General features: G+C 69.8%; 3 protein-coding genes and 1 pseudogene. All 4 read right to left on the reverse strand.

All coding sequences use genetic code 11. The features are described from left to right. Positions 1-820 (reverse strand): annotated as a pseudogene (locus P3W85_RS43090) (PelD GGDEF domain-containing protein); the annotation flags it as partial. A gap of 13 nt (positions 821-833) precedes the next feature. Next, entirely contained in the window at positions 834-1,391 is a 558-nt protein-coding gene (locus P3W85_RS43095) for a hypothetical protein (RefSeq protein WP_017226677.1), read from the reverse strand. 59 nt (positions 1,392-1,450) lie between these two features. After that, positions 1,451-5,578 (reverse strand): tetratricopeptide repeat protein, encoded by a 4,128-nt coding sequence (locus tag P3W85_RS43100; protein WP_276269310.1) that lies wholly within the window; start codon positions 5,576-5,578, stop codon positions 1,451-1,453. Continuing rightward, on the reverse strand, positions 5,541-7,850 hold a 2,310-nt coding region (locus tag P3W85_RS43105; RefSeq protein ID WP_276269311.1), incomplete at its 5' end, for a hypothetical protein. The genes P3W85_RS43105 and P3W85_RS43100, both read right to left, overlap by 38 nt.

The following is a 7,850-nucleotide window of genomic DNA, read 5'->3' on the forward strand; positions in this document are numbered from 1 at the left end:
TGGGATGATCCTGCGACTGGTGCGACAGCCCGCCCGCCTGCAGATGCGCCAGCTCGCGCGTCTCCAGGCAATGCCGCACGAGTACGTCGTTCACGTCGAATGCGAACGCCGGGCCGACCTGCGCCGACGCTTCGGCGGACACCTTGTCGCCGTCGACCGCATATAGCGCGGCGGCTTCGAGCTGGCATGCCTGCGCCACCACCTGCAACATCGGACGCGCACCGACCAGCGCGCCGCTGCCGGGCGCGGCGTCTTCGAGCGTCACTGCCCGCATCTGCGACAGCGTGTCGCGCAAGGTGGTGGGCTTGGCCAGCAGGTCGTTCTCCAGCCGCGCATGCGAAACGCGCAGCAGATAGTGGTTCTTGGTCAGCGCGGCAAGCCGCTCTTCCAGGTAGCGGTTGACGGCGCGCGCGCGCGCCAGCCGCGTGCCCCAGACATCGCCGAACTGCCCGGCAACCAGCACCATCAGCAAGCCGCCCAGGAAGAACGGGCGCGGGAATTCTCCCGCTTGCGCGCCCATCTGGTGGAAGAAGAACCAGCCGCCCAGCATCATCAGCACGCTGCCCACGCCGATCAGCGTGCCGTAGCGCAACGCCAGGATGACCGGCAGCAGCCATGCCCAAGGGAAGCCCAGCCCGAGCATCAGGGGGTTCTGGGGCAGGACCAGGTACCCCAGTCCCATCGCCAGGGTCATCGCCGCCACCAGCTCGGCCAGCGAGACCGGTCCGCTCGTGGCGGGCGCCAGCAACCGCAGATAGCGGCCGCCCGCGCCAATGCCCTGTCCTTCCCGTATCTTGTCGGCTGTCTTGGCCACGATCACGCTCTCCCGCACCTCAACCCTGGCGCAGCGGCGCCAGCAGGCGGCGCAGCAGCTTTTGCGCGGTGCCGGACAGCGACTCGCGGCTCCAGCCGCTGTTGCTGCCGGTGGCGGTCCACACCACTTCGCCGGTGCTCACGTCCAGCAGCTGCAGCGAGATGCCCACGGCCGGCTCGCCATCCACGCCGACCTTGTAGCGCCACTCCTGCACCGCGCCGGTAAGGGCGTAGCGCACCTTCTGGCTGCGCGCCCATTCGAGCGCCTTGCCCACCGACTCGCGCTCGGCCGGCTCGAACAGCGTTTCCGGGTTCAGGCTGGCCGGATAGCGCTTGACGCTGGCGATGCCGCCGGTCTTCAGCAGACTCTCGGCGATCGCCTCGGCACGCAGGCCAGCCTGCGGCGTCTCGGTGTAGTTGACGATCGGCAGGACTGCCAGCGACTCGCCCGCCGGCAGCGCGGGGGCGCGGCCGACATCGGTCACCGCGCATCCGGCCAGCCACAGGGCCGCGCCCAGCGCACCGCACCAGCCCAGCAGCCGTGCGGCGCGGTTGCGCTTCGTGCTAGTTGTTTCCATGACTATCTCCCCTTCTCTATTGCATACAGTGAACCGGCACAACCGCGTGCCCGCCCGGATTAGTAAAGCCATTTGTAGCGCAGGCCGACCGCGGTCAGCGGCGTGCCGCCGTTGCGCGCTGCGGTTTCGTGCTGCACATACATGGACAGGTGATCGCTGCCGAAGAGCTTGCCGGCCACGCCCAGCTGCGCGCGGAAGTTCTGCCCGGCGCGGGTATCGTGCAGCAGGCCGATCTCGGCAAACGGGCGCCACTTGCCCGTGTAGTCGTCGAGCAGCTGGGTGCCGAAACCAAAGGTCGCACCCACCTGCGTGAAACCCTGGGGCATGTAGAAGCCGGGCGTGGCGCCGTCGCCTGCGGGCACCAGCGATGCCAGCTTGCTGCTGAGCGTGCCGCCGCGCGCATCGTAGGAGGCGTGCGTGCCGACCAGTCGCACCGTGTAGTCCGGGTAGGCGGTACGGATGCGATAGCCCGCCTCCAGGTCGTACACCAGGCCGTGACCCAGCGCGGAACCGTCCTGGCCACGGAAGCGGCTGTACTCGATGCGGCCGCCGGCAAATTCGCGCAGGCTCAGGTTGTAGTTCGCGCCCAGTCCGAGCACGTCCTTGGCGCCGCCGACCCGCAGCGGCGCCGATTCGTCGGCTTGCTGGTTGATGCCGGCCAGCGTGGTGAAACTCAGCCGGTTACCCGCCAGCCACTCGCCGGTGAAGCGCGCGGTGGTCATGCTCGCCAGGCCATCGCGGCGGCCGACGCCGAGACGCCAGCGCACGTGCTGGCCGCGGTAGCCAAGCGACAGCTCGCCGCGCTGGTCGGCCGCGGGCACGCCGCTCAGCTGGGCCTGGTCGAGGCTGCGCTGGGTGCGCCAGGCGCCGCGCAGGTTGAGGTCGTAGCCATCCCACAGGCGCACGCCGCCGCCCAGGCTGTAATCGAAATAGCTCAGCGGATTCTGGCGCTGGTAGGTCACGCGCGGCTCGATGGCTTGCGCATTGAAGAGCAGCGCGTCCTGCAGGGTCTCCTGCAGGTTGTCGTCCGTGCGGGCCGCATCCTGCGTCTCGAAGGCCAGCGTCTGCGCGGCGCCGAGCCGGCCGAGCTGGACATTGGCCTCGATCTGGCTGTCCACCGGAACACGGCCGGCCTGGCGCTCCAGCACGCGGTCGAGCGTGGCCAGGTCCTGGTTGGCCAGCGCCAGCGTGACTTCGGCATAGGCCGGGCGCAGCAGCTGGCGCGCATATTGGCGGGCCAGCCAGGCACGCGCCAGTTCGTTGGATTCGCTGGACAGCGCCCAGGCCAGCGCCACTTCCTTGGCGGCGACCGACACCACGGCCTGCTGGCGTGCCTCGCGCTGCGCCATCCCCTGCGGCAGCCTGGACGCCAGCGGCGGCAGGCCGGGAATCTCGCCGAGCCGCGAAGCCGGCTTGGCGGGCCCGGTCCAGTCAGCAGCGTCGCCGCCCGCCATCACGGTGCGGTCGCCGCGCAGCAATTCCGTCACCAGGCGCCGCGATACATCGCCCGACGCGAAGATCCGGCCGAGCGCCACGGTCTGGCGCTGCAGCTCCGCGGGGGCGGGGGCGCCCTGCGCATCCTCTTCCTCGGCGGCCGGATCCGCGCCGCGGGGATCCGAGGCACGGCGCGCGCCCACGGCGCGGCCGCCGTGCAGGTCGATCCAGGCCTGGCGGCGCAGGCGCCACCCGGTGCCGGTCTGCCCGATGGCATCGTAGGCATCCGCGGCCAGTCCCAGCCAGAGCGGGTCCGCGCTCTTGCCGTCGGCCATCTTGCGCAGGTAGTGCAGCGAGGCGCGGCCATCCTGGAAGCGCATATTGCCGGCAGCGAAGGCGCCCCACAGGTCCGGGTTGTCCTCGGCCTCGCTCTTCAGGCGCCGCATCATGGCCCGCACTTCGGTGTCCGAGCCGAGATCGACCAGCGACCACATCAGCGCGGCCAGCGTCTCGCTGTCGGCATCGGGGAGGCTGGCGGCGCGGCGCAGGTCCGCCAGGGCCTGCTCGCGTTCGCCGCGGGCACGCAGGTACTCGGCGCGTGTCGCCAGGAAGCGGCCGGACTGTTCCGCCTGCTTCACCTGCTCTGCGCTCATGCCCTGCAGCAGGGCGGCGATGCGGCCATAGGCGCGCGCCCGGGTGTAGTAATTGATGGCGAGCTCAAGCGAGGCGAGCTTGCCGTTCTTGCGCCAGCCGGCCTCCGCGATGCGCCCGGCATCGATGGGCGAACTGTCGTAGAAATCGATCAGGTTCGAGAAATCCGACTCCTCGGTATCGCGCACTTCGGCCAGGCAATCGTTGCGGCCGGCGCCCGCGGGCATGGCCATGCAATGATCGTCATGCGTCTCGGCCATGGCCAGCATCAGCTGGCGGTAGCCCTGCTCGAGCAGGTCGCCGCGCTGGTTCAGCCGCGCCAGTTGGGTGAAGGTGCGCCAGAAATCGATGTCGGCGGAGCGCGCGGTGCGCATCGACGGCACCATGGCCTGCAGTGCTTCGTCCAGCTTGCCGTGCACATAGAGCAGGTTGGCCTGCTTGAGCGCGTACTGCGGGCGCGGGCCAAAGCGTTGCTGCAAGGCAGTGTACAGATCGAAGGCGCGGGCGTCCTTGCCGGCGCGCTCGGCCAGCTCGGCATGCCGCTCCATGATCTGGCGCGCGTTCGGGCCGTGGCTCAGGCTTTGCAGGAAAGCCATGCCCTCTTCGGGCTCGCCCAGCCGCTCGTAGGCGGCGACCACCTGGTCGACCGTGGGGAGATCGCCGGTGCCGGCGCGATGGCGCAGCGCGGCCAGGTAGGCGCGATCGTCGTTCAGGCTGGGAGCCAGGCGCAGCACGGCTTTCCAGGCCGAGTCGTCGTTGCTGGCCTGCGCGTATTCGAGCCAGCTCTTGAGCGCTACCGCGGGCTGGCGGTTCCATTCTGCGACCTGCGCCAGGCGCTCGCGCCAGCGGGCCGCGCCGGGCATGCGCTGCACCGCGCTCTGGGCGACGCGCTGGGCGTCGTCCAGCTTGCCGGCAGCCAGGAACACCTGGAAAGCGAGTTCGTAGTCGTCGGCATTGACGGCGCGGTCAGCCGAAGCGGGGTTGCCGGCTGCCGACGCGGGCGTGCCGGCGCCCGCCGTGCTCGCCACGCGCTGCAAGCGCGGCATCGCGGCATCGCCCATCGCGCGGCGCAGGGCCAGCCCGCGCGGGCCGTCGAGAAAGACCACGCCTTGCGCGGCCCAGGGCTGGGCGGCGGCGATACGGCGCGCCTCGGCATGCTGCGCTGCCGCGCTGTCCGGCAAGCCCTGCACGCTCGGCGGCAGGCGCAGCAGCCGCTGCACGTAGCGCGCAGCCTGTTCGGGACGGTTGGCGGCCATGGCCAGCCTGGTCAGGTAGCGCAGGACCTCCGGATTGTCGAGCAGCTTGCCGCCGCGCTGTTCGGCCTGGGCCAGCGCCTGGTCGAGCTCGTTGCCGGACTGCAGGGTCTTGAGCGCGGCAAGAAAGAGGCGGCGCTGCTCGGCCGGCTCGGTGGCGCGAGCCTGCGCGGCGAACAGCGCCTCGGCCGCCTGCCGGTAATCGCCGCCGGCCAGGGCCGCCGAAGCGGCCTGTGCATTCCATAGCCCGGCGCGGGCGGGATCGCTCTTGGCCAGCGCGCGGTAGAACTGCTGCGCCGGCTTGAGCGCATTGATCGAGCGCGCGGTGGTGGCGAGCTCCTCCAGGTCGCCGCGCCCCCATTGCATCGGCACGGCCTGGTCGAGCAGGCCGCTCAGCAGGTCGATGTAGTGCTTGCGTTCCGGGGTCTCCGGCTGCGCGGCGAACGCACGCTGCTGGGCGATCTCGATACGGGTGAGCAGGATCTGGCCGGGCAGGTCGGCATCGGCCGACTTGCGCGCCGGTCCACTGCGGCTGGCCGCATAGCGCGCCTCGAGCTGGCCCAGCAAGGCCTCGGCCTCTTCCAGGCGGCCGGTCCGGGCGTATTGCTCCGCCAGCACCGCCATGAAGCCGCTGTCTTCGGGCGTGGCGCGCAGCCACGCTTCCAGGTAGGCCACGCTGAGACCGTCAACGGCGCGGCCTTCGCCCAGCAGTCGCTCGCGCAAGGTTTCGCGCGGGAACATCAGCGCCAGGCCGATCCCCACCATGGCGGTGAAGGTCAGCACGAACGCCGGCGGCAGCAGCCGCTCGCGCTCAGGCGGCGCAGGTGATTTCGACGCTTTGCTTGGCATTGTCGGGATTGGGAACGGGAGTGGTATCGAAACGCAGCGCGCCGCGATCCCGCACGCCCTGTACCGCTTTGCCACCGATGGCAACCCGGCAGTGGTCCGCACCGGAGAGGCGGAAGAAGGGCTTGGTGTAGCCACTGAAATCAAAACGGATATGCTGCGCGCTGCCCTGGCCGGTACGCTGCCAGTCCCGCACGAAGCCGTTGGCCTCGGCGATCCCGGGGGCCGCGGGCGCCGCGGCATTGGCGGCACGCATCGCGATGCGCGAGGCGCCATCGGCGAGATGCACGTAGACGCCGCCGCCGGGCGCCGGCGAAGTGCCGCTCACGCCTTGCGAGTCCGCCACGTCGGGCACGTCCGCGCCGGTCCAGCGCACATTGCGCAGGTTGCCGTCGCCGCGCACGATCCAGGCAGCCGGCTCGTTGCCGTCGCCGCCCAGCTCGCGCGCCACCGCCATGCCTTGCCAGTCGATCACCTTGCGCACGTAGTCGGAGGCATGCACCGGGAACAACGGCTGACTCTGCACATAGTCATAGACCTTGCGCAGCGCCTTGAGCGAAGCGACCTTGGTACCCGAGTAGCTGTGGTAGTAAATGTTGACCGGCTTGAAACGCAGCGGACTGTCGGTCAGCTCATAGGTCTCGATCACGCGCTCGAAGCCGTAGAAGGGTCCGTGCCAGAGATTGGTGTAGACGTTCTCGTTCTGGTTGGGCGCGAAGACCTGGAAGGTGCCGTCGGGCTTGTTGATGCCGAGCGGCGAGATCGCCGTCCAGGTCGGGTTGCTGCGCGTGATCAGCGTATCGCCACCGTTCATATTGAGCACGCCCGCCTGATCGGCCAACTTGATGGCCTCGGCGGGCGGCTGGCAGTCGCCCGACCACAGCAGCATGCTGACCGGCTTGCCGGCAGGCGCCAGGGTGCGGTTGATATAGTCAATGGAACCGCCGATCTCGCGGCGCAGATCCAGCTGGTAGCCGGGAATCGCAAGGTGGAAGTCGTCGTCGCCTTCGGTAGCGTTTTCCGAATGCGTGCCGCCGGGCACGGTGCGGCCCCATTCGAAGGGGTGCGAGAAGGTGTGGCTTGCCACTTCGACATAGGGCTGCGCGAAGATCTTGCGCGCGATCGGCTCCAGCTGCGCGGTCAGGTTCGGATACATGCCGTCGCTGGCCACCTCGCCCTCGATGACCGACATCGTCATCGGCAGGCGATAGTGGTCCCAGATCTCGCGGAACAGCACTTCGCCGGAAAAACCGCCGCCGGGAATCTCCGCGCGCGAAGCAAAGCCGTCGCCGTCCACGTGGATGGTCAGCAGGCGCCGCCCGTTCTCGGTGGTGACGTCTGGCACCGGCATGACCGGCAGGCGCAGGGCTTCGCGCAGGAACGACAGCGGCTGCACCACCCAGCGGTCCTGGTCCTTGGCGCTTTGCCGCACCGCGTAGGGACCGAGCACGTAGCCGCCCCAGGGGGTGATCGCGGCGGCATCGTAGTTCAGCGTGCCCGAATGCAAGCGCAGCAACGAGCGGAAGCCCGCCGCGTCGCCGACCTGCACCGGCACGGCCTGGGCGCGGTCCGGCGCCACCGGCATCTCGAAGCCCATCATCGGATCCTTCGACACGACTTGCGCCGTGCGGCCCACCTTGCCCTTGACGGTCTTGAGCTGCAGGGCCGCGGCCAGCGCCCCGTTCATGCGCGCGCCGAAGTCGTTCAGGAACACCACCGGCACACCCTGGTCGATATTGCGCTGCACCCAGCCGAAGAAGCGGCCGGGCTCATTGCGCACATTGCCGCCCATCCAGATCACCACGCCGGCGTAACGGTCCGGGCCGATCTCCGGCAGCGGCTGGCTGGCTTCGGCGAAGTCCACGCGATAGCCGAGATAGTTCAGCGGCATGGCGACGAAACGCACGCCGGCGGAATCGTCGATGGAGACGCCCGCCTCGCGGTCCTGCACGACCAGCACGCGGCGCGGCATCACCTCGATGCTGCCGATGCCGACCGTCTGCAGGCCGGGGTCGGCCACATAGGGGATGATGCCCTGCGCGCGGATCCGCGCCGCGGTATCGCGCGCGCACTGGCGGTCGGCGGGCGGGCAGTAGTCGATCGAGATCACCGGCAGGCGGTATTGCTCGCGGATCGTGCGCACCTGGCCAAGCAGCCAGTTGCGATCCGCCTCGCTCACCTCGGTAAAGCGCTTGCCGGCCTGGTCCCAGCCCCGGTACAGCGACTCGAAGGCCACCGCATAGGCCAGCTGGTTGACCTGCGGCAGGATCTCGAA

Source organism: Cupriavidus basilensis (assembly GCF_029335485.1).
GTDB lineage: Bacteria > Pseudomonadota > Gammaproteobacteria > Burkholderiales > Burkholderiaceae > Cupriavidus > Cupriavidus basilensis_E.

Coding starts and splice junctions, on each gene's coding strand:
- P3W85_RS43100 (WP_276269310.1), bottom strand. CDS start 5,578: ATGCCAAGCAAAGCGTCGAAATCACCTGCGCCGCCTGAGCGCGAGCGG.
- P3W85_RS43095 (WP_017226677.1), bottom strand. CDS start 1,391: ATGGAAACAACTAGCACGAAGCGCAACCGCGCCGCACGGCTGCTGGGC.